Consider the following 19,258-nt stretch of genomic DNA (forward strand, 5'->3'; position numbering starts at 1 on the left):
TTGGTCAATACCGTCAAGCATTGATCGCCGCCGCAAGCGGGGACCGGTCACTTTCGCCAGATCGACAAGATGTAGCGGCGACCGCCGCTACATCTGGCAACGTCAACGCAGCGGAATCAAGGTTGTCGCGCCGTAGCGGGAGTAGCGCGGAGACAGCAGGTTTGAGCCTTCTACTGGCCACAGTCGGTCGTCAGTTCAACGCTGGAGCCATGGGATCAATTGAGCCGTACGAAACCGCAGCGGGTCGACGCTACCGAGTGCGATACCGGAAGCCGGACCGCTCACAAACGCAGAAGCGCGGGTTTCGCACCAAGCGAGACGCCGAACAGTACCTCGCGACGCAACAGGTTGCTCAGATGCGTGGAGAGTGGGTCGACCCCAGTCGCTCCCGCGTTGATGTCGCCGTCGTGGCCGGGGATTGGATTGCCGCACAGGTCCACGTCAAGGCGTCCACTCGATCGGGCTATGAATACTCTCTCGCGAAGCACATCCTCCCTCGATGGGGAAGTACTCGGTTGAGCGACGTCTCGCACGGAGATGTTCAGCGCTGGGCAGCAGAACTCAGCCAAAGACTCGGCCCATCAACCCTGCGTCAGGTCGTGTTGGTCCTCAGCGGAATCTTCAAGCTGGCTATTCGCGACGGCCGGCTCCAGACCAATCCGGTCGCGGACATGCGACTCCCGCGAATCACGCGGGACCGGCGCGGCTATCTGACGCATGCACAGGTCATTGATCTCGCTTCGCAGTGCGGAGACTATGCCGATCTGATTCTCACACTGGCTTATACGGGACTGCGTTGGGGGGAATTGGCGGCGCTGCGGGCGCGGTCGGTCGATCTCCAGCGCCACCGGATCGTCGTCGACGAGGCGGTCGTTGACGTCCGTGGAGAGTTGGTGTGGGGGACGCCAAAGACACATGAGCGGCGCTCGGTCCCCGTGCCTCCATTCCTTATCGACAGGCTTGCCCGCAGAGTTGCCGGCAAGCGTCGCGAGGACCTGATTTTCACATCTGCTCTCGGGGTCGCGCTGCGGAACGGCAACTTTCGCCGGCGCGTGTTTCAACCGGCGGTAGCCGAGTGTCGTGCGGTCGACCCCGCGTTCCCCGTCATCACTCCACACGACCTCCGGCACACGGCCGCTTCGCTCGCTGTCTCGGCCGGTGCACACGTGAAAGCGGTGCAGCGGATGCTCGGTCATGCATCTGCTGCCATGACTCTCGACGTCTACGCTGACCTGTTTGACGACGACCTGAACAGCGTGGCGACGGCTCTCGGGGCGCAGGCATCGGACGCCGTGGCCAAATTGTGGCCAGAAGCGACGCGAGACCAAGTCGCGGAGGAAAAAAGAAGGCCCTCTCCCCAGTAGAAGCCTAGGGAAAGGGCCAGTGGCTCCGACGGGCGTCGATCCCGTGACCTCACGATTTTCAGTCGTGCGCTCTACCAACTGAGCTACAGAGCCGCGCAGCAACCGAGGATGCCGCGCTCGAAACGAAAGGCCCTTCGAAAAGGGCCCGTCGCTCGAAGCGACCCTGACGGGACTTGAACCCGCGACCTCCGCCGTGACAGGGCGGCACGCTAACCAACTGCGCTACAGGGCCATGCGTATTGAGTTGTGTGTCGAGAAGTGACCCCAACGGGATTCGAACCCGTGCTACCGCCGTGAAAGGGCGGCGTCCTAGGCCACTAAACGATGGGGCCGGGCGAGCCCGGGGGCTCACGCTTGCCGACGCTCAAGCATACGCAATCCCTCGCGGATCCGCCAATCGAGGGCGCGTCCTACGGCCGCCCCGCGACCACGAGGAGAAGATGTGCCGGGATGCCTGCGCCCGCGCTTGCGCCCGAAGGGTTGCGCTTGTGACTGTTGTTGCTAGTGTGATTCGAGTTGCGTCAGCGAAACGGAGGCATCCTGATGCTCGAACGCATCGACACCGATGAGTGCGGCTGCGGCCCCTCCGAGGCGGAGAAGCGCACCCTGTGGCCCTCCGCGTTCACGCGGCGCGCGGCCATCGGCGCCGGAGCGCTCGGCCTCCTCACCGTCGGCGCGATCGCCTCCCCCGGCATCTCCCCGGCCTTCGCCGCCGGCTACCCCTCGTGGGACGACGTACAGGCGGCCAAGGCCAACGAGGCCGCGAAGGCAGCCGAGGTCACCCGCATCCAGGGGATCATCGATTCCCTGAATGCCCAGGTCGCCGCCACTCAGGCCGAGGCCGTGCGCACGTCCGATGTCTTCTACTACGCGCAGCAGGCCTACTTCGAGGCCGTGCACAGAGCCGACGATCTGCAGGCGAAGGCCGATCAGGAGTCCGCCCTGGCGGTGGATGCGGCCAACAAGGCGGGCCGCATCGCGGCGCAGCTGTATCGCAACGGCGGCGACGACACCTCGCTCCAGCTCTTCTTCGCCGGCTCCGCGGCATCCGCCGACGATCTCCTCTCGCGGCTGGGCACGATGGACAAGCTCATCCAGCGCAACCAGGCGTCGTACGCCGCCGCGGTCACCGCGCGCGACTCCGCCAAGAACCTCGGCAATCAGGCCGTCGTGGCGCGCGACGAGCGCGACCGCCTGCAGAAGGAGGCGGAGGCCGCGATGGTCGCCGCGCAGAAGGCGGCGGATGCCGCCCAGGCCGCCCTCGCCGAGCAGCAGGCCAACCTCACCACGCTGCAGGCCCAGCTCGCGGCGCTGCAGGACACGACCGCCAAGACGATCGCCGACTACCAGGCCGGAGTCGAAGCGGCGCGCATCGCCGAGGAGCAGCGTCAGGCGGCGATCCGCGCCGAGGCCAAGCGCCTCGCCGACGCTGCCGCCGCCGCCGCGGCGGCAGCGGCTGCCGCCGGCGGTGGCGGGGGCGGAGGAGGCGGCGGCGGAGGCTGGTCCGGTTGGGTGCGTCCGAACTGGGGCTGGGAGAGCTCCGGCTACGGCCCGCGCTACTCGCAGTGCGGAAACGGCTACTGCGCCAGCGGCTTCCACGAGGGCGTCGACCTCGCGCAGGGCTGCGGCTCTGCGATCTATGCGGCCTCGGCGGGGCGCGTGACGTACGCGGGACCCAACGGCGGCTACGGCAACTACGTCCGCATCGATCACGGCGGCGGCGTCGGCTCGGGCTACGGGCACATCGTCAACGGCGGCATCTACGTGCGCTACGGCCAGTGGGTGAACGCGGGCGACATCATCGCCGCGGAGGGCAACACCGGCAACTCGTTCGGCTGCCACCTGCACTTCGAGATCTACGTCAACGGCCGCACGGTCAACCCGGTGCCGTTCATGGCGGATCGCGGTATCTCGGTCTGACCGGTCCGCCCGGTCACACGAGCTGCTGCGACGTGACCCACTCCTCGACGGCGCTCCGGTCGGGGTAGGACGACTGGGCGCCGAGCGACTGCACCGAGACGGCGGCGAAGGCTGTCGCGAACCTCACGGCGTCGCGCAGGACCGCCCCTCGGGTCAGCTCGCACGCGAGAGCGCCCACGAAGGCGTCCCCGGCACCGGTGGAGTCGACCACGGGGACGGCGAACGCCGGGACGACCTCGATCCCGTCCGCGTCGCCGAACAGGGCACCGGCGGCCCCGAGGGTGATGACGACCGACCGCGCGCCCTGCTCGAGGAATCGTCGCGCGAGGTCGGCGAAGGCGCTGTGCGGATCGCTCAGGAGCGTCCGGGCCTCGTGCTCGTTGACGACCAGCGGGTCGCAGACGGCGAGCGTCCGCGCGTCGAGCAGCGCCGCGGGGGCGGCGTTGAGCAGCATCCGGATGCCTCGCTCGCCCGCGATCGCGGCGACGTGCTCCACCGTGCGCAGCGGGGTCTCCAGATTGAGCACGAGCATGTCCGCTCCGGACCACTCGTCGATGCGCGCGGTCGCCGCGGCGACGTCGAGCGCGTGATTCGCGCCGGGCGAGACCACGATGGAGTTCTCCCCGTCGGGGGTCACGAGGATGAGCGCCGTGCCCGTCGGCCGGTCGACCGAGCCGACACCGCTCACGTCGACTCCGGCGGACGAGAGCTGCGCGCGGAGGGCGACGCCGTGGTCGTCGGCCCCGACGCACGCGAAGAACGACGTCCGCGCGCCGCTCCGGGCCGCGGCGGCGGCCTGGTTGGCGCCCTTTCCGCCGGCGAAGGTGCGCAGGTCGCTCCCCGACAGGGTCTCGCCCGCCTCCGGCCGCCGAGCGACCTCCACGACCAGGTCGACGTTGGCGCTGCCTATCACGGCGACGTGATTCATGGATGCCGCACGCTCACGGGGTTCGGGCTCGCCTCGGGAGACGCCCGGTCAGACGGTCTTGGGCGCGACGCCCTCACCCTGGGTCTCGGTCTCGCCCTCGTGCTCGGCGAAGCGCACGATCGACTCGGCGAGCAGACGGTCGGCCTCGTCCTTGCCGCCCCACTGATCGACCTTGACCCACTTGTTGGGCTCGAGATCCTTGTAGTGCTCGAAGAAGTGCTCGATCTCCTTCTTCGTGTACTCCGGGATGTCGGCGAGGTCCTGGATGTGGCTCCAGCGCGGGTCCTTGGTGAGCACCGCGACGAGCTTGTCGTCGCCGCCCGCCTCGTCCTTCATCTTCAGCACGCCGACCGGGCGCACGTTGACCATGACGCCGGGGAAGAGCGTGACGTCCAGCAGCACCAGCACGTCGAGCGGGTCGCCGTCCTCGCCGAGCGTGTTCTCGAAGAAGCCGTAGTCGGCGGGGTAGCCCATCGGCGTGAACAGCACGCGGTCGAGGAACACGCGGCCGGTGCCGTGGTCGACCTCGTACTTCACGCGGCTGCCGCGGGGGATCTCGATGACGGCGTCGTGTGAGGTCATGCGAACTGCTCCTTCAGAAGAGGGGTGGATGCCGCCGATCAGCCTACTGCGCGGGCTGTCGCCGCTGGATCGTGCGCAGAACTCCGGCTGCCCGCCGCGGGCGACGCCGGGGATCCGCGGAATCACGGGTGTCGCCGGCGCGGACCACGTCGATCTGCCGGAGTCGTGCACGCGGAACGCGGGCTAGCGTGGAGCGCATGACGCGCCGCCCCGGACTCGATCCCGCCGTCGCGAGCGTGCGACTCGCCGTGCGCCGCGCGCTCGAGCCGTACGCGGTCGACCGTGTCGTGCTCGTCGGGCTCTCCGGCGGCGCGGACTCGCTCGCCCTCACCGCCGCCGTCGCGTTCGAGGCGCCCCGGCTCGGGCTCCGCGCGGCGAGCGTCACCGTCGACCACGGCCTGCAGGGGGGATCGGATGCCGAGGCCGCCCGCGCGGCGGCGCTCGCGACCTCCCTCGGCCTTGATGCCCGTGTCGTGCGTGTCGAGGTGGGCACGGACGGCGGCCCCGAGGCGGCGGCCCGCGACGCCCGCTACGCCGCGCTGCACACCACGGCGGAGGAGCTCGCCGCCGCGGCGGTGCTGGTCGGGCACACCCTCGACGACCAGGCCGAGACCGTGCTCCTCGGGCTCGCTCGGGGCTCGGGGGCCGCGAGCCTGCAGGGCATGGCGCCGGTCTCCGACCTCGACGGCGTGCCGCTGCTGCGGCCCCTCCTGGGACTGCGCCGTGAGACCACACGTGCCGCGTGCACGGCCGAGGGCCTCGAGCCCTGGCTCGATCCGCACAACGCCGATCCCCGCTACGCCCGCGTCCGCGCCCGCGAGCGGGTGCTCCCGGTGCTCGAGGCCGAGCTCGGCCCCGGCGTGGCCGAAGCGCTCGCACGTACCGCCGAGCAGCTGCGCGAAGACGCCGAGGCGTTCGACGAGATGATCGACGAGACGATCGAGGACCTGGTGGAGCATGCCGAGGCCGGCATCTCGGTCTCGGTCGCGGCGCTCGCGGCCAACCCCGCTGCGCTGCGGCATCGCATCATCCGGCACGTCGTGGCATCCGAGTTCCATCAGAGCCTCACCCGGGTCCAGACCCTCGAGGTCGCGCGGCTGGTCACCGACTGGGCGGGGCAGGGTCCGCTGGACCTCCCCGGATGCCGCGCCCGGCGCGTCGGCGGACGCATCGAGTTCGCCGCGTCGTGAGCGGACGGCGACGGATGCCTCGGCCGGGTCGTCGCGGCATCCGTCGCCCTAGACTCGGGACATGCGTGCGGCGGACATCCCCGGTGACCTCAGTTCGATCCTCGTGACGGAGGAGGAGATCCTCGCGAAGCTGGAGGAGATCGCCGCGCAGGTGGCGGCCGACTACGAGGGCAAGGATCTGCTGCTGGTCGGGGTGCTCAAGGGTGCGGTCATGGTGATGGCCGATTTCGCGCGGGCGCTGCCGACGCTCGTGCCGATGGACTGGATGGCGGTGTCGTCGTACGGTGCGGGCACGAAGTCCAGCGGTGTCGTGCAGATCCGCAAGGACCTGGACACCGACCTGCACGACAAGCACGTGCTGATCGTCGAGGACATCATCGACTCGGGCCTCACCCTCAGCTGGCTGCTCGAGAACTTCAACGCCCGTGGCGCCGCGTCGGTCGAGGTGTTCGCCCTGCTGCGCAAGCCCGAGGCCGCGAAGGTGCAGGTCGACTGCCGCTACATCGGCTTCGACATCCCGACGGAGTTCGTGGTGGGCTACGGCCTCGACTACGCCGAGAAGTACCGCAACCTGCGCGACGTCGCCGTCCTCGCCCCCCACGTCTACAGCTGACGTCCGCGCCGCGGCGGACCTGTGTACGCCGTCGGCGAATGCACAGACGGGCCATAGCCGGGGCGTTATACCCTGAATCCACCGCGTTCGCGCGCGGTTCGTCGACGAAAGGGAACGGGCGTCGCCCGCACCATGGACTTCAAGAAGATCACTCGGAACCCGCTCATCTACGTGCTGCTGATCGGGATCTTCCTCATCGTGGGCTTCTCGCTCATCTCCAGCCTCGGCGGAGCGAAGCAGATCTCCACGCAGGAGGGCCTCCAGCTGCTCAAGGGCGGCACGGTGAGCGAGGTGGTCAACACCGACGGCGACCAGCGCGTCGACATGAAGCTGTCCGAGCCGTATCAGGGCGCGAACGACGTGCAGTTCTACTACGTCGGCGCCCGCGCATCGGAGGTCGTCAACGCGATCAACACCGCGGCTCCGAAGAACGGCTTCAACGACGCCGTGCCGAAGCCGAACTGGTTCGACGGCATCCTCTCGCTTCTCATCCCGATCCTGCTCCTCGGCCTGCTGTTCTGGTTCCTGATGTCCAGCGCCCAGGGCGGCGGCAGCAAGGTCATGCAGTTCGGCAAGTCGCGCGCGAAACTCGTCAGCAAGGAGTCGCCGACGGTGACCTTCGCCGACGTGGCCGGCTCCGACGAGGCCATCGAGGAGATGCAGGAGATCAAGGACTTCCTGAAGGACCCCTCGAAGTTCCAGGCGGTCGGCGCCCGCATCCCGAAGGGCGTGCTGCTGTACGGCCCTCCCGGAACCGGCAAGACCCTGCTGGCCCGCGCCGTCGCGGGCGAGGCGGGCGTGCCGTTCTACTCGATCTCCGGTTCGGACTTCGTCGAGATGTTCGTCGGCGTCGGCGCCAGCCGTGTGCGCGACCTGTTCAACCAGGCCAAGGAGTCGTCCCCGGCGATCATCTTCATCGACGAGATCGACGCGGTCGGCCGCCATCGCGGCGCCGGCATGGGCGGCGGCCACGACGAGCGCGAGCAGACGCTCAACCAGATGCTCGTCGAGATGGACGGCTTCGACCCCAAGGTCAACGTCATCGTCATCGCGGCCACCAACCGCCCCGACATCCTCGACCCGGCGCTGCTGCGCCCCGGTCGCTTCGACCGTCAGATCGGCGTCGATGCGCCCGACCTCAAGGGCCGCACGCGCATCCTCGAGGTGCACGGCCGCGGCAAGCCGCTCGCCGACGGCGTCGACCTCGAGGTCGTCGCGCGCAAGACGCCGGGCTTCACCGGCGCCGACCTGGCGAACGTGCTCAACGAGGCGGCGCTGCTCACCGCCCGCTCGAACGCGCAGCTCATCGACAACCGCGCCCTCGACGAGGCCATCGACCGGGTGATCGCCGGCCCGCAGCGCCGCACCCGCGTGATGAAGGACAAGGAGAAGCTCATCACCGCGTACCACGAGGGCGGTCACGCCCTCGCCGCGGCGGCGATGAACCACACCGACCCCGTGACGAAGATCACGATCCTCCCGCGCGGCAAGGCGCTCGGCTACACGATGGTGCTGCCGCTCGACGACAAGTACTCCATCACCCGCAACGAGCTGCAGGACCAGCTCGCCTACGCGATGGGCGGCCGCGTCGCCGAGGAGATCGTCTTCCACGACCCGACCACCGGCGCGTCCAACGACATCGAGAAGGCCACGGGCATCGCCCGCAAGATGGTCACCGAGTACGGCATGACCGCCGACGTCGGACCGGTCAAGCTCGGCCAGTCCTCGGGCGAGGTGTTCATGGGCCGCGATATGGGTCACGGCCGCGAGTACTCCGAGACCGTCGCCGAGCGCGTCGACGTGCAGGTGCGCGCGCTCATCGAGCAGGCGCACAACGAGGCATACCAGGTCATCAACGACAACCGCGACGTCCTCGACCGGCTGGCCCTGGAGCTCCTCGAGAAGGAGACCCTCGACCACCTCGAGCTCGAGGAGATCTTCAAGGACGTCAAGCGCCTGCCGCCGCGCCCGCAGTGGCTCTCCAGCAGCGAGCGCCCGGTGTCGCAGCTTCCGCCGGTCGACGTGCCGCACCGTCGCGAGGACGCGGGTCTGGCCGCGTCGGTCGAGGCCGAGGTCCCCGTCGCCGAGAAGGCCCCGCGGCGCCGTCCCACCGGGCAGGCGCGACCCGCGACCGCCTGAGCCCGGCCCATGGCCGTCGATCGTGAGCGCGTCGCCGCGCTCGTGCGCGAACTGCTCGGCGCGATCGGGGAGGACCCCGAACGCCCGGGTCTGCGGCTGACCCCGCAGCGCGTGGCCGACGCGTACGCGGAGTTCTTCGCGGGGGTGGGAGAGGATGCCGCCGCGCCCCTCGCGCACACGATCTCCGTCTCGCGGGGCCCGGCGCCCGACACGCTGCCGTCGGGAGCGGTGCTGCTGCGCGGCATCCGCTTCCGCTCCGTCTGCGAGCACCACCTGCTGCCGTTCCGGGGTCATGCCCACGTGGCCTACCTGCCGGGGGAGCACGTGGTCGGTCTCGGGTCGCTGCCGCGCGTGGTCGAGATCCTCGCGTCGCGGCCGCAGGTGCAGGAGCGCCTCGGCGAACAGATCGCCGACACGATCGCGGGCTCCCTCGACACCCGCGGCGTGCTCGTGGTGCTCGATGCGGTGCACGAGTGCGTGACGATGCGCGGCGGACAGCAGGCGGATGCCTCGACCGTCACGATCGCCGCGCGGGGAGAGCTGGCAGAGCCGGCCGCCCGCGCCGAGCTCATCGCGCTGATGACCCTCGGGCAGGGACCGGCCGCGGCTCGCGAAGCGGCGGGATCGTGAGCGTGCGGATCATGGGGGTCGTCAACGTCACCCCCGACTCGTTCAGCGACGGCGGCCGTTTCGTCGACGCCGACGCGGCGATCGCGCACGGCCTGCGGCTGCGTGCCGACGGGGCGGAGATCCTCGACGTGGGCGGGGAGTCGACCCGCCCGGGCGCCGAGCGGGTCGACCCCGCCGTCGAGCAGGAGCGGGTGCTTCCGGTGGTGCGGGCCCTCGCCGAGGCGGGCGCCGAGGTGAGCGTCGACACGATGAACGCGACCACGGCGGTCGCCGCCGTCGCCGCCGGCGCCCTCATCGTCAACGACGTGTCGGGGGGGCTGGCCGACCCCGAGCTGCTCGCCGCCGTCGCCGCGACCGACGCCGAGATCGTGCTCGGCCACTGGCGCGGGCCGTCGGCCGACATGTACGCGCAGGCGCAGTACGACGACCCCGTGCGCGAGGTCGTCGCCGAGCTCGCCCGGCGGGTCGAGGCCGCCGCGGCCGCCGGCATCCCGCCGTCCCGCATGATCGCCGATCCGGGCATCGGGTTCGGCAAGCGCGGCGAGCAGAACTGGGCCGTGCTGCGCGGACTGCCGCGCCTGATCGGCCTCGTGCCGCGGGTGCTGGTGGGCACGAGCCGCAAGGGCTTCCTCGGCTCCGCGCTCGGCGAGCCCGACGCGCCGGTGGACGACCTCGCCCGGCGCGATCTCGCCACCGCCGTCACGAGCGTGCTCGCCGCGCAGGCCGGGGCGTGGGCCGTGCGCGTGCACGAGGTCACCCCCACGCGCGACGCGCTGCGCGTCGCGCAGCACTGGGAAGGAGAGGGACGATGGATGTCTCGGACCAGATCTCGCTGAGCGGCGTCCGCGCGTTCGGCCGGCACGGCGTCTTCGCGCACGAGCGCCGGGAGGGGCAGGAGTTCGTGGTCGACCTGGTGCTCGATCTCGACACCCGGGCGGCTGCGGCATCCGACGACGTCGCCGACACGGTGCACTACGGCGAACTCGCCGAGCAGGTCGCCGCGATCGTCGCCGGGGAGCCCGTGAACCTGCTCGAGACGCTCGCGGCGCGCATCGCCGACCACGTGCTCGGCTTCGCGCTCGTCGAGAACGTGCGCGTCACGGTGCACAAGCCGTCGGCCCCGATTCCGGTGCCGTTCGACGACGTCGCGGTCACGATCACCCGCGGGCGCACCCGATGAGCCGGCGCCTGGCCGAGGGGTTCTCGGGAGACGTCGCCCCGGTCGTCGGCGGGCCGGTCACCGCGGTCGTCGCGCTCGGCGCCAACCTCGGCGACCGCGCCGAGGCGCTCGCCGCGGCGCTGCGCGACATCGCCCGGCTGCCGCTCGTCGACGAGGTGCACGCGTCGGGTCCGATCGAGTCGGTGGCAGTGACGCCGGACGGCCCGGATGCCTCGGCCCCGGCCTACCTCAACGCGGTGGCGCTCGTCACCACCCGCCTGGCGCCGAGCGTGCTGCTGTCGTACCTGCACGCGATCGAGGCCCGGCATGGACGGGAGCGCCGCGAGCGGTGGGGCGACCGCACCCTCGACCTCGACCTGATCGCGTACGGCGACGTGCGCAGCTCCGATCCCGCGCTGCGACTGCCGCATCCCCGGGCCTTCGAGCGCGACTTCGTGCTCGGTCCGTGGCTCGAGGTCGATCCCGATGCGGTGCTCCCGGGTGCGGGGCGCGTCGACGAGCTGCTCGAGCGGCTGCGGGGATCATCGTGAAACGCACCGGCCCCGGCATCCTGATCGTGGCGGCCGTGCTCGGGATCGCGGCCGGGTTCGGTCTCGACAGCGCCCTCACCGCGGGCGGCCGCCCCACCTTCACCCCCGCGTTCACGCTGCCGATCCTGCTCGCGCTCCTCGGGCTGTTCGTGGTGGTCCTCGCGCTCCCGGTGCGGCGCGCCATCCGCGACGGGTCGCCGATCAACCCCTTCCGAGCGGTGCGCACCGCCATGCTCGCCAAGGCGTCGAGTCTCGTCGGGGCCGCGGTCGGCGGCGGGGCGCTGGGCCTCACCTTCTTCCTCCTGACCCGTCCGGCCGACCCCTCGATAGGCTCGTTGAGTGCGACCCTGACCACGGCGGCGTGCGGTGCGGTGCTCGTGGCCGCGGCGCTCGTCGCGGAGCACTTGTGCACCATTCGGAAGGACGACGATGACGACCAGCCCGGAGGCTCCGACCCCGGACTCCACCACCGGCACTGACCGGGACGTCGCCGATCCGGTCGCCCACGCGATCCAGGCGACGGATGCCGCGGCCGCCCGAGCGGGAGAGAGCACGGCGCCGCTCGCCGACGAGCTCGACGGCCAACGCGACGTCGCGGGCCCCGATCCGGTGCTCGACAGGGGCACCTACGACCGCATCCGCGAGCCGCGCGGCGGGACGGGAATCCCCGTCGGCGACGGCACGTGGCACCAGATCTCGCGCTCGTACGTGTGGGTGCAGCTGATCTCCAACGGGCTTCTCCTGCTGCTGGTCGTGGCGGTCGCTCTCGTGCTCGCGCTCGTGCTGCGGCAGTGGTGGGCGTACATCCCGGGCGGAGTTCTCGCGGTGATGCTGGTGTGGACCATCGCGATCACGCCGCGGCAGGCCCGCTCGATCGGCTACCAGCTGCGACGCGACGACCTCGTGTTCCGCCGAGGCATCCTGTGGCAGCGCACCGTCGCGGTGCCCTACGGGCGCATGCAGCTCGTCGACATCACCCACGGTCCGCTCGACCGCGGGTTCGGCATCGCGCAGCTCAAGCTCGTCACGGCGGCGGCCGCCACCGGAGTGACGATCCCGGGTCTGACGCAGGATGCCGCCGAGCGCCTCCGCGACACCCTCGTCGAGGTCGCCGAGACCCGACGGACCGGGCTGTGACGGATCCGGATGCGGCGGCCACCCCCGCCGATCGCGCCGCCGGGACATCCGTCCCGCAGGCGTCCGCATCGCCGACGTCCGTCGCACCGGCGCCCGTTCCCGGCCGACCGGTGCCGGGTGCGGCGTCGCCGCTCAGCGACGGCGAGTGGCACCGGCTGCACCCGATGACCCCGCTGTTCCGCGGCGGGCTGTTCCTCGTGGTGATCATCGGCATCGTGATCGCGAACCTGCGCGAGAGGCTCGTGGAGTGGTTCCTCCCGGGCCTGTTCGTCGACGTTCCGCCGGGCGCGGTGCCGCCCGACCCCGTGGACTACGTGCTGCGCAACAACCTGCTGGTGGTGGCGCTGCTGGTCGTGCTCGGGGTCGCGGTGATCCTCGTGGTGCTGTTCTACGTGTCGTGGCGTTTCCACACGTTCCGCATCACCGGCGACCACGTCGAGGTGCGCTCCGGGGTGCTGTTCCGCACGCAGCGCCGCGCGCCGCTCGACCGCGTGCAGGGCGTCAACCTCACCCGGCCGATGGTCGCGCGCCTCCTGGGCATGGCCAAGCTCGAGGTCGTGGGCGCCGGATCCGACGGCAACGTCAAGCTGGAGTACCTCTCGACCGTCAACGCCGAAGCGGTGCGCGCCGACATCCTCACCCTCGCCTCCGGCGCCCAGCTCGCCCGGTCCGGACGCTCGGCACCGCCGCGCGGCTCACGCGTCTCGGCGGCCGCCTCGGCGGTGAGCGAGGGGATCAACGGTCTCATCGTCGGCGCCGAACATCCCGTCGCCGAGCCGGCGTCGGTCGTGCACATCCCGGTCGGGCGGCTCGTGGCCTCGCACCTGCTGAGCGGAACGACCCTCACCCTGCTGCTGATGATCGCCGCCATCGTCGTCGGCTCGATCCTCGGCACCCCGTGGGTGCTGTTCGCCGTCGTGCCGACCGTGCTCGGGTTCGGGGCGTACTGGGTGCGCGGCATCACACGCGCCCTCCGCTACTCGATCGCCCCGACGCCCGACGGGGTGCGCATCACGTTCGGACTGTTCACCACCGTCACGGAGATCCTCCCACCCGGCCGGGTGCACGCCGTCGAGGTCACCCAGTCGCTGCTGTGGCGACCCGCGGGCTGGTGGACGATCACCGTCAACCGCCTGTCGGGCCGCAACAACACCGATACGACCCAGGACCAGTTCACCACCGTCCTGCCGGTGGGCACCCGCGGCGACGCCGAGCGCGTGCTGCGACTGCTCATGCCGGGGATGCCCGAATCGGAGTGGCCTGTCGTCTTCGCCGACGGGCTGCTCGGCCCCCGCGACGGCGACCCGTACACGACCACCCCGCGGCGCGCCCGGCTGCTGCGGCTGCTGTCGTGGCGACGCAACGGATTCCTGCTCAGCCCCGACGCGGTCTTCCTGCGCCGGGGGATCGTGTGGCGCAAGCTCGCGATCTTCCCCCTCGCGCGTGCACAGAGCATCGCGCTGCATCAGGGGCCTCTCGCGCGGGCGCTGGGTGTGGCATCCGCTCGCGTGCACACGGTCATGGGACGCGTCTCGGGGGCACTGGGCGCGATCGATCGGGAGGCCGCGCTCGTGCTGTTCGCGCGCGCCGAGGCCGCGGCGGTCGCGGCCGCCGCCTCGGATCGCACCCACCGCTGGGCGGGCGCACCGGGCTCTCCGGAGGAACGGCCGTGAGGCGCGACGGCCGGCTCGGGGTGGGCATCATCGGCGCAGGAAGGGTCGGGCCGGTGATCGGCGCGGCGCTGGCCGGAGCGGGGCACGCGCTCACCGGCATCACCTCCGGGTCCGACGACGAGCGCGTCGCGGCGGTGCTCCCGGGGGTTCCGGTGCTCGATGCCGTCGAGGTGGCGCGGCGCAGCGAGCTGGTCGTCGTGGCGGTGCCGCACGATCAGCTGCCCGGACTGGTGCAGGGCCTCGCCGACATCGGCGGATGGCAGGCGGGACAGCTGGTGCTGCACACCGACCCCGCACACGGGGTGGGGGTGCTCGCGCCGGCGATGGCGCAGGGCGCGATCCCTCTCGCGGTGCACCCGGCGATGACGTTCACCGGCAGCTCGATGGACCTCCGCCAGCTCCCGCACACGTACGCCGCCGTGACCGCCCCCGGACCGGTGCTGCCGATCGCGCAGGCGCTCGCGGTCGAGATGGGCTGCGAGCCGGTCGTGGTCGCCGAGGCCGATCGCCCCGTCTACGCCGAGGCGATCGCCACGGCCACCCATTTCTCGCGTTCGATCGTGCACCAGGCCGCCGATCTGCTGCGCGCGGCCGGGGTGGAGGCACCGGGGTCGTACCTGGCGTCGCTCGTGCACTCGACGGTCGACCACGCCCTCACCGACGCCGGCGTGCGCCGCGACCCCCTCGAGGACTGACCCGCGACGCGATCGGCGCCTTCCGCCGACAGCCGCGCGGCGGGAAGGCGCGGGTTCGTCGCCGCCCTCCGCCACGGAGTGGGACGCCGGGCGCCGATAAACTGGAGCCGACCCCGAGGAGCCCTCACTGTGACCGACACGTCTTCGCCCGCGCCCGCCGAACCGGAACTCTCCGAGGCGGACATCTTCGAGCAGAAGGCGGTGCGCCTGGCCAAGCGCGAGCGACTGATCGCCGCGCGGACGGATGCCTCCGGCGGCGCCTATCCCGTCGCGGTGCCTGTGACCGACAGCATCCCCGACCTCCGTGCGCGCTACGTCGACCTCGAGGCGGGTGCCGAGACGGGCGTGGTCGCGGGCGTCGCCGGCCGCGTCGTGTTCAGCCGCAACACCGGAAAGCTGTGCTTCGCGTCGCTGCAGTCCGGCGACGGCAGCCGCATCCAGGCGATGGTGTCGCTCGCGGCCGTCGGCGAGGAGTCGCTGCAGGCGTGGAAGGAGCTCGTCGATCTCGGAGACCACGTCTTCGTGACGGGCGAGGTCATCTCCAGCCGCCGCGGCGAGCTGTCGATCATGGTCGCGGACTGGACGATCGCGGCCAAGGCCGTGCTGCCCCTGCCGAACCTGCACGCCGATCTCAGCGAGGAGACGCGGGTGCGCAGCCGCTTCCTCGACCTGATCGTGCGCGACCAGGCGCGCGAGACGGTGCTCGCCCGCGCGAAGGTGAACGCGAGCCTGCGGGCGACCTTCACCGGTCACGGCTTCGTCGAGGTCGAGACCCCCATGCTGCAGGTGCAGCACGGCGGAGCATCCGCCCGTCCGTTCGTGACGCACTCGAACGCGTTCGACACGGATCTCTTCCTGCGCATCGCCCCCGAGCTGTACCTCAAGCGCGCCGTCGTCGGCGGCATCGACCGGGTGTACGAGATCAACCGCAACTTCCGCAATGAGGGCGCCGACTCCACGCACAGCCCCGAGTTCGCGATGCTCGAGGCCTATCAGGCGTACAGCGACTACAACGGCATCGCCGATCTCACGCAGCAGCTGATCCAGGATGCCGCGATCGCCGTCGCCGGCTCCACCACGGTCACCTGGGCCGACGGCACCGAGTACGACCTGGGCGGCGAGTGGGACCGCATCTCGATGTACGACTCGCTCTCGGAGGCCGCGGGCCGCCGCGTCACCCCCGAGGCGTCTCTCGACGAGCTGCGCGCGCTCGGTGCCGAGGCGGGCGTCGACGCGCCGCCGCACGAGACCCACGGCAAGTGGGTCGAGGAGCTGTGGGAGCACTTCGTCAAGGGCGCTCTCACCCGCCCGACGTTCGTGATGGACTTCCCCGTCGACACCAGCCCGCTCGTGCGCGAGCACCGCTCGATCGCCGGTGTGGTGGAGAAGTGGGACCTGTACGTGCGCGGTTTCGAGCTGGCCACCGGGTACTCAGAGCTCGTCGACCCCGTCATCCAGCGCGAGCGGTTCGTCGAGCAGGCCGCCCTGGCCGCGCGCGGCGACGTCGAGGCGATGCGCATCGACGAGGAGTTCCTCCGTGCTCTCGAGCACGGCATGCCTCCGACCGGCGGGATGGGCATGGGCATCGACCGCCTGCTCATGGCGATCACCGGCCTCGGCATCCGCGAGACGATCCTCTTCCCGCTGGTCAAGTAGTCACCCGGCAGCGGCGCGGAACGCCCAGTCGGGCAGATGGCCCGCGAGCACGAACGACCGCACGATCTCGGCGAGGCCGTGCTCCGGCTCGATCTCGAGCGCCTGCGCCGCGTAGACGTCGGCGTGGGTCGAGCGACCCAGCGCCCAGGCCAGCCACGCGCACGTCGCGAGCGGTCCGGACCGCCGATGGCGGGGAGCGCTCGCCGCCACGCGACGCACGAGCGCGAGGGCGGCCGAGAGGCGTGTCGCATCGGGCACCGGGCCCTCGCCCCACATCCGCATCGCGAGCTGCGACGGGTACTCCTCGCCCGATTCCCACTTCAGCTGGGCGTCCAGCGCGAGGTCGCCATCGCCGAGGTCGCCGCACCACTGCACCAGGGCGATGTCGCGCAGCGACGGGCGACTCAGGCACCACAGGATCAGCGCCGCATCGAACGGGGCGGGTGCCGAGGCATCCCATTCCAGCGCCTCCTCGAACAGGGTCGGCAGGTCGTCGAGCTCGCACATGGCCGACAGGGCGGAGGGATCGACGCGCCCGGCGCCCTCTGCGGGGGCGGATGCCTCAGCCTCGGGCCCGCACACCAGCCGCACGGCCTCGGCCACGGCCGTCAGGGCACGCGCCACGGTCTCGCGCTCCCTGGGAGCAACGTCGGGCAGGTCGGCGCCGGAGGCCTGATCGGCGAGGTCGTCACCCTCGCCGGCGATCTCGGCGAGGGGCCGATCGGTGCACGTGCCGTCGGCGTCGAGGTAGCGGCCCCACGCGTCGACCCCGACGTACAGCGCGTCCGTCACCCGCAGTCCGCACTCCTCGGCGCGCAGCTCGAGCGCCGTCACGAGGCGCACGTCGGGTGCCGAGGCGTCCGCGACCGCCTCGTCGGTGTAGACCACGATCGCCGCGGCGTCGACGTGGTCGATGCGGCACACCGTGCCGATCAGGGTCGCCGCGATGCGGTCGGCGTCGACCTCGGGCCCGGGCAGGTCGAAGCGCAGCGCGCCGACGCTGCGGCTGCGGGTGAACGGCACCAGCACCACGCTGCGGCGGGGGAGGAAGCCCACGAGCTGCGGCACGAGGGAGAGGAACTGCGCCGCGTCGGCGGCCTTCACGATCGTCGTCATGGCCCGAGCGTGGCGCGTCGGGCGCTCGCGTGACGGACTCCGCGTGCGCAACGGCGATCTCGGCGCGGGGGCGCCGATCGTCGAGGTCTGGGGAGGAACGGACGCGGGTATCCTGGGGGCATGGACAGCAGCTTCTGGACCGCCGTGTTCTGGTCGCTCGCGCCGACGATCGTCGTCAGCGGCCTGTTCTTCTACGTGCTGCGCAGCGTCATCCGCGCCGACCGCGGCGAGCGCCGTTCGTACGCGCGCATCGAAGCCGAGGAACGCGCCAAGCGCGGCCTCCCGCCGGTTCCGCCGACCGCGCCGGCACCCGCGTCCGACCGCTGACCCCGCGGCATCCCGGGCCGATGTCGGCCGCGCCACTACGCTGAGGACACAGCGGCAGCAGGGGGAGCACGTGGTCAACGTCACATTCGACCCGACGTGGTGGGTCGTGCTGGTGTTCGTCACCGACCTGATCATCCGCATCACGGCGATCATCGTGGTTCCCCGCAACCGACGTCCGACCGCGGCCATGGCATGGCTGCTCGCGATCTATTTCATCCCCTACGTCGGTGTCCTGCTGTTCCTGCTGATCGGCAACCCGCGACTGCCGCGCAAGCGCCGCAAGAAGCAGGAGCAGATCAACGGCTACATCCACGACACCAGCGCGCACCTCGACTTCGGCACCCTGCGCCCCAACGCCCCGCAGTGGTTCACGTCGCTGGTCACCCTCAATCGCAACCTCGGCGCGATGCCGCTCGCCGGCGACAACGGCGCGCACCTCATCTCGGAGTACCAGCAGAGCCTCGACGCGATGGCCGAGGCCATCCGCGGCGCCGAGCGCTACGTGCACGTCGAGTTCTACATCCTGCAGTCGGATGCCTCGACCGACGACTTCTTCCGTGCCATGGAAGAGGCCACGGCCCGCGGCGTGACGGTGCGGGTGCTGCTGGACCACTGGGCCAATCGCGGAAAGCCGTACTACCGCAAGACCCTGCGCCGACTCAGCGCGATGGGCGCGTCCTGGCACCTCATGCTGCCGGTGCAGCCGCTCCGCGGCCGGTACCAGCGACCCGATCTGCGCAACCACCGCAAGCTGCTCGTGGTCGACGGCCGGGTCGCCTACCTCGGATCGCAGAACGTCACCGATTCCACCTACAACCTGAAGAAGAACATCCGCCGCGGCCTCCACTGGGTCGACCTGATGGTGCGCATCGAGGGGCCGGTCGTGGCATCCGTCAACGCCGTCTTCCTGTCGGACTGGTACAGCGAGACCGACGAGATCCTCACCGAGGAGATCGACCTGTTCGAGGTGACGCCCGGGCCGGGCGACCTCGACTGCCAGATCGTGCCGTCCGGGCCGGGGTTCGAGTTCCAGAACAATCTCAAGCTGTTCGCGGGCCTCCTCTACGCGGCCGAGCGCGAGATCATCATCGTGAGCCCGTACTTCGTGCCCGACGAGGCCCTGCTCCTGGCGATCACCACGGCGTGCCAGCGCGGCATCCACGTCGAGCTGTTCGTCAGTGAAGAGGGCGATCAGGCGATGGTGTACCACGCGCAGCGCAGCTACTACGAGGCGCTGCTGCGCGCCGGCGTGCAGATCTGGATGTACCGCAAGCCCTACATCCTGCACTCCAAGTCGATGACGATCGACGACGAGGTGGCGATCATCGGGTCGAGCAACATGGACATGCGCTCGTTCGGTCTGAACCTCGAGATCTCGATGCTCGTGCGCGGCGAGGAGTTCGTCCGCCAGATGCGCGACGTCGAGCAGCAGTACCGCGACCTGAGCCGCGAGATGACCCTCGAGGAATGGGAGAAGCAGCCGCTCCGCTCGACGATCCTCGACAACCTCGCGCGGCTGACCTCGGCGCTGCAGTAGTCGCCGAATAGTTATGGCGCCGTGACCGGTTTCGTCGGAGG

The 19,258-nt window shown here is 70.9% G+C and carries 19 protein-coding genes and 3 tRNA genes; 16 read left to right on the forward strand and 6 right to left on the reverse strand.

Annotated features, from left to right (window positions below; genetic code table 11):
- Positions 1 to 356 precede the first annotated feature (356 nt).
- Positions 357 to 1,364: a tyrosine-type recombinase/integrase gene (locus ACSJDX_RS08285; RefSeq protein ID WP_438354954.1), complete on the forward strand. Its 1,008-nt coding sequence runs from the start codon at positions 357 to 359 to the stop codon at positions 1,362 to 1,364.
- A gap of 20 nt (positions 1,365 to 1,384) precedes the next feature.
- Here ACSJDX_RS08285 and ACSJDX_RS08290 read toward each other — a convergent pair.
- The 3 genes from ACSJDX_RS08290 to ACSJDX_RS08300 form a co-directional block, all read right to left on the reverse strand.
- A tRNA-Phe gene (locus ACSJDX_RS08290) sits at positions 1,385 to 1,457 on the reverse strand.
- A 65-nt stretch (positions 1,458 to 1,522) separates the two neighbouring features.
- Positions 1,523 to 1,596 (reverse strand) — tRNA-Asp (locus ACSJDX_RS08295).
- Between the two features lie 27 nt (positions 1,597 to 1,623).
- A tRNA-Glu gene (locus ACSJDX_RS08300) sits at positions 1,624 to 1,696 on the reverse strand.
- A 211-nt stretch (positions 1,697 to 1,907) separates the two neighbouring features.
- On the opposite strand from ACSJDX_RS08300, the gene ACSJDX_RS08305 reads away from it, so the two are divergent.
- A complete protein-coding gene (locus ACSJDX_RS08305; protein ID WP_438352218.1) occupies positions 1,908 to 3,284 on the forward strand; it encodes a M23 family metallopeptidase in 1,377 nt (458 codons plus the stop codon).
- 13 nt (positions 3,285 to 3,297) lie between these two features.
- Here the strand turns inward: ACSJDX_RS08305 and ACSJDX_RS08310 are convergent, their stop codons facing one another.
- Together ACSJDX_RS08310 and ppa are read right to left on the reverse strand one after the other, a co-directional pair.
- Positions 3,298 to 4,212 (reverse strand): ribokinase, encoded by a 915-nt coding sequence (locus ACSJDX_RS08310; protein WP_438352219.1) that lies wholly within the window; start codon positions 4,210 to 4,212, stop codon positions 3,298 to 3,300.
- Between the two features lie 48 nt (positions 4,213 to 4,260).
- On the reverse strand, positions 4,261 to 4,794 hold the full coding sequence (gene ppa, locus ACSJDX_RS08315) for an inorganic diphosphatase (RefSeq protein WP_438352220.1): 534 nt from the start codon (positions 4,792 to 4,794) through the stop codon (positions 4,261 to 4,263).
- A gap of 197 nt (positions 4,795 to 4,991) precedes the next feature.
- Between ppa and tilS the strand changes: the two genes are divergently transcribed.
- The 12 genes from tilS to lysS all read left to right on the forward strand — a co-directional run bounded on the left by tilS (position 4,992) and on the right by lysS (position 16,237).
- Complete coding sequence (gene tilS / locus ACSJDX_RS08320; RefSeq protein WP_438352221.1) at positions 4,992 to 5,984, forward strand: tRNA lysidine(34) synthetase TilS; 993 nt, start codon at positions 4,992 to 4,994, stop codon at positions 5,982 to 5,984.
- A gap of 61 nt (positions 5,985 to 6,045) precedes the next feature.
- Positions 6,046 to 6,597, forward strand: a complete 552-nt coding sequence (gene hpt / locus ACSJDX_RS08325; protein ID WP_438352222.1) for a hypoxanthine phosphoribosyltransferase — start codon at positions 6,046 to 6,048, stop codon at positions 6,595 to 6,597.
- A gap of 132 nt (positions 6,598 to 6,729) precedes the next feature.
- The gene (ftsH, locus tag ACSJDX_RS08330; protein ID WP_438352223.1) at positions 6,730 to 8,736 is read left to right on the forward strand and encodes an ATP-dependent zinc metalloprotease FtsH; all 2,007 of its coding nucleotides are present in this window, start codon (positions 6,730 to 6,732) and stop codon (positions 8,734 to 8,736) included.
- Positions 8,737 to 8,745: 9 nt separating this feature from the next.
- A complete protein-coding gene (gene folE, locus ACSJDX_RS08335) occupies positions 8,746 to 9,366 on the forward strand; it encodes a GTP cyclohydrolase I (RefSeq protein WP_438352224.1) in 621 nt (206 codons plus the stop codon).
- An 11-nt stretch (positions 9,367 to 9,377) separates the two neighbouring features.
- Positions 9,378 to 10,202 (forward strand): dihydropteroate synthase, encoded by an 825-nt coding sequence (gene folP / locus ACSJDX_RS08340; protein WP_438354955.1) that lies wholly within the window; start codon positions 9,378 to 9,380, stop codon positions 10,200 to 10,202.
- Complete coding sequence (gene folB, locus ACSJDX_RS08345) at positions 10,175 to 10,546, forward strand: dihydroneopterin aldolase (protein WP_438352225.1); 372 nt, start codon at positions 10,175 to 10,177, stop codon at positions 10,544 to 10,546. Before folP ends, folB begins: the two co-directional genes overlap by 28 nt.
- Positions 10,543 to 11,076, forward strand: coding sequence for a 2-amino-4-hydroxy-6-hydroxymethyldihydropteridine diphosphokinase (folK, locus tag ACSJDX_RS08350; RefSeq protein ID WP_438352226.1), 534 nt, complete (start codon positions 10,543 to 10,545; stop codon positions 11,074 to 11,076). The genes folB and folK overlap by 4 nt, the downstream gene beginning before the upstream one ends.
- Complete coding sequence (locus ACSJDX_RS08355) at positions 11,073 to 11,555, forward strand: DUF3180 family protein (protein ID WP_438352227.1); 483 nt, start codon at positions 11,073 to 11,075, stop codon at positions 11,553 to 11,555. The genes folK and ACSJDX_RS08355 overlap by 4 nt, the downstream gene beginning before the upstream one ends.
- Positions 11,506 to 12,213, forward strand: a complete 708-nt coding sequence (locus ACSJDX_RS08360) for a PH domain-containing protein (RefSeq protein WP_438352228.1) — start codon at positions 11,506 to 11,508, stop codon at positions 12,211 to 12,213. The genes ACSJDX_RS08355 and ACSJDX_RS08360 overlap by 50 nt, the downstream gene beginning before the upstream one ends.
- Positions 12,210 to 13,886 (forward strand): PH domain-containing protein, encoded by a 1,677-nt coding sequence (locus ACSJDX_RS08365; protein ID WP_438352229.1) that lies wholly within the window; start codon positions 12,210 to 12,212, stop codon positions 13,884 to 13,886. Before ACSJDX_RS08360 ends, ACSJDX_RS08365 begins: the two co-directional genes overlap by 4 nt.
- Positions 13,883 to 14,581 (forward strand): Rossmann-like and DUF2520 domain-containing protein, encoded by a 699-nt coding sequence (locus tag ACSJDX_RS08370; protein ID WP_438352230.1) that lies wholly within the window; start codon positions 13,883 to 13,885, stop codon positions 14,579 to 14,581. Before ACSJDX_RS08365 ends, ACSJDX_RS08370 begins: the two co-directional genes overlap by 4 nt.
- Before the next feature lie 129 nt (positions 14,582 to 14,710).
- Positions 14,711 to 16,237, forward strand: a complete 1,527-nt coding sequence (gene lysS / locus ACSJDX_RS08375) for a lysine--tRNA ligase (RefSeq protein WP_438352231.1) — start codon at positions 14,711 to 14,713, stop codon at positions 16,235 to 16,237.
- On the opposite strand, the gene ACSJDX_RS08380 is transcribed toward lysS, so the two are convergent.
- Positions 16,238 to 17,353 (reverse strand): DUF4192 family protein, encoded by a 1,116-nt coding sequence (locus tag ACSJDX_RS08380; protein WP_438352232.1) that lies wholly within the window; start codon positions 17,351 to 17,353, stop codon positions 16,238 to 16,240.
- Between the two features lie 120 nt (positions 17,354 to 17,473).
- Here ACSJDX_RS08380 and ACSJDX_RS08385 point away from each other — a divergent pair, with 120 nt between their 5' ends.
- Together ACSJDX_RS08385 and cls are read left to right on the forward strand one after the other, a co-directional pair.
- Positions 17,474 to 17,680: a hypothetical protein gene (locus tag ACSJDX_RS08385; RefSeq protein WP_438352233.1), complete on the forward strand. Its 207-nt coding sequence runs from the start codon at positions 17,474 to 17,476 to the stop codon at positions 17,678 to 17,680.
- A 70-nt stretch (positions 17,681 to 17,750) separates the two neighbouring features.
- Positions 17,751 to 19,217, forward strand: coding sequence for a cardiolipin synthase (gene cls, locus ACSJDX_RS08390; protein WP_438352234.1), 1,467 nt, complete (start codon positions 17,751 to 17,753; stop codon positions 19,215 to 19,217).
- Positions 19,218 to 19,258: the final 41 nt, after the last annotated feature.

Origin of the sequence: Microbacterium fluminis, assembly GCF_051549805.1 — a bacterium.
In the GTDB taxonomy this organism is placed as follows: domain Bacteria; phylum Actinomycetota; class Actinomycetes; order Actinomycetales; family Microbacteriaceae; genus Microbacterium.